Source organism: Acidovorax facilis, assembly GCF_023913775.1.
In the GTDB taxonomy this organism is placed as follows: domain Bacteria; phylum Pseudomonadota; class Gammaproteobacteria; order Burkholderiales; family Burkholderiaceae_C; genus Acidovorax; species Acidovorax facilis.
The window spans coordinates 1-2,506 of record NZ_JAMXAX010000245.1; the positions used below are offsets into that span (position 1 = coordinate 1).

The following is a 2,506-nucleotide window of genomic DNA, read 5'->3' on the forward strand; positions in this document are numbered from 1 at the left end:
GGCGCCACCAACTTTCGAGACCTGGGCGGCTACACCGGCCAGGGCGGGCGGCCCGTGAAGTGGCGGCGCATCTTTCGCTCTGACCACCTCGCCGCCCTGACCCCCGAGGACCAGGCCCTGCTGGCCCAGCTGGGCGTGGCCCGCGCGGTGGACTTTCGCGGCAAGGCCGAAAGCGCCGCCTATGCCTACGCGCTGCCCGGCATCGCCTACCACCCGCTCGCCATCGAGCCCACCGTGGTGCAGCGCGCGCTAGACCTGCAGCGCACCGGCCGTCAGCTCACCGCGCAAGACGCCGTGGGCCTGATGCAGGACACCTACCGGGGTTTTGTGCACGACAACGCCCCGCGCTTTGCCGAACTGTTCAAGCTGCTGCTGGCCAGCGACACCCCCACCGTCTTCCACTGCACCGCCGGCAAAGACCGCACCGGCTTTGCCGCCGCCCTCATCCTGCTCACCCTGGGCGTGCCGCGCGACGTGGTCATGCACGACTACCTGCTCACCAACACCCTCTACCAGCGCCCGCCGGGCATGGGCAGCCACGCGCCCGAGGAAGTGCTGGCCGTGCTGTGGCGCGTGCAAGAAGAATTTCTGGACGCCGCCCTGCACAAGGTAGACACCGAGTTCGGCGGCCTGCAGCCGTATCTGGTGGACGTGCTGGGCGTGGACGCCGCTGCGCAGACAGAGCTGGCGGGGCGCTATCTGCAGGCGGCGGTGTAGCCAATTCGCACCAAGACCCCGAAGAATCGCGCGGCACCCTGTGCGTGGGTTTGTGCCGTGCAAATTCCGTTTGCTATCAAAGCAGAAGCTGCCAATGCAATACAGCAAGGCGATAGAGCCATGTTGGCGGGTTCTTTTTGCCGAACCCTCGCCCCGCACAACCCGCCGTACCTACCAACTTTCGCAGGTTGTGCCGCGCTCCCTCACCCCCTACAGTCAAGTAACAAATGCACACAAGGGCGGGAACAGGGAGGAGAGGCTGACAGCAAAGGCGACAGACAGGGTTGCTACTAGCACCGGGCGCATACCTTCGGGATGAAGGCATGCAGCCTGGTGAGAAGCGCCTTGCTGAGCAGCCCGAACACAGGGTCGAAGGCAACGACGACCTGCTCAGGGACCGCAGCTGCTACTGCGGTCCCGTGGGGCCCCGGCAGGTGCAGGCCGATAAAAAATCGGGTTGCACCTGCCGGGGCCTGTTGAGCGAATGCTGCAGCGCTCAATTGCTTATAAATCAATAGCTGCTGGCGCTTGACTACCAAGCGCTAGAGGCCTATTTGATCAAAATTCTCAATGAAATGAAGGCGGCGCAGGGCCAGCGAGCCCCTAGTGCGGTGTTGCACGCTATCCGGCACTTAAAACCGCGTCTTTTCGGCCAGGGTTGCGTTGCAAATCCGCGCGATACCTACGGGTATCGCTGTGGTTTGCGCCTTGCCCTGACCAAAAATCCATCGGTTTTCAATGTGCCGTCAAGCGTGCAACACCACACTAGCGCCCGCCACACTCACCCCGCACTGGGCTGCATCCGTCCCCCAGTCGCGCCCTGGCGCCGCACCCGCCAGTACAGCCAGCCCATGATCGACAGGTTCAGCAGATTCCACCCCATGCCGTTGATGAACGCCGCCTGGTAGCTGCCCGTCACGTCAAAAATCCAGCCCGACATCCAGCCCCCCAGCGCCATGCCGATCAGCGTGGCCATGATCACCGCGCCCACCCGGGCGCCCGCCTCTTGCGGCGCGAAATACTCGCGGATGATGATGGCGTACGCGGGCACGATGCCGCCCTGGAACAGCCCGAACATCGCCGAGATCACATACAGCGGCACCAGCCCGTCAAACGGCAAAAACAGCGCCAGCCCCACCCCCTGCAACGCTGAGCCCAGCAGCAGCGTGCGCACGCCGCCAATGCGGTCGCAGATCACGCCCGACACCAGGCGGCTGACAATGCCGCACGCCAGCATCAGCGACAACATCTCTGCCCCGCGCGCCGCGCCAAAACCCAGGTCGGTGCAATAGGCCACGATGTGCACCTGCGGCATCGCCATGGCCACACAACACGCCACGCCCGCCACGCACAGCAGCAACTGCGCGTGCACCGGGCGCAAGCCAAACGGGCGGCTGCGGTCCAGTGCCAAGGGAACCAAAGGTGCGGACGCAGTCGCTGGTGAAGCAGCAGCACCCAGTGCAGCACCCCCTGCCGAAGGTGACGACGAAGCAGGCGCCGCAGCCGCAGCTACATCCATCAACACCATCGGCGCCCGCTGGCGCATGCGCAGCGCCAACAGCAGCATGCCCGCGCCACACACCAGCCCCATCAGCACATAGGTATGGCGCCAGCCAATGGCTTCGATGCCGTGCTGCACGATGGGCGGCCACAGCGCACCCGCGATGTAGTTGCCGCTGGCACAAATCGCCACCGCAATGCCACGCCGCCGGTTCCACCACAGCGCCGTGTCGGCCATCAACGGCGCAAACGTGGCCGAGCTGCCAATCAGCCCCATCAACCCATGCGC

At 65.1% G+C, this 2,506-nt stretch carries 2 protein-coding genes; one reads left to right on the plus strand and one right to left on the minus strand.

Annotated features, from left to right (window positions below; translation table 11 throughout):
* On the plus strand, positions 1 to 717 hold a 717-nt coding region (locus NFX52_RS29755; protein WP_252635975.1), incomplete at its 5' end, for a tyrosine-protein phosphatase.
* Positions 718 to 1,498: 781 nt separating this feature from the next.
* Here the strand turns inward: NFX52_RS29755 and NFX52_RS29760 are convergent.
* The coding region (locus NFX52_RS29760) for an MFS transporter (protein WP_252635976.1) at positions 1,499 to 2,506 on the minus strand (1,008 nt) is incomplete at its 5' end.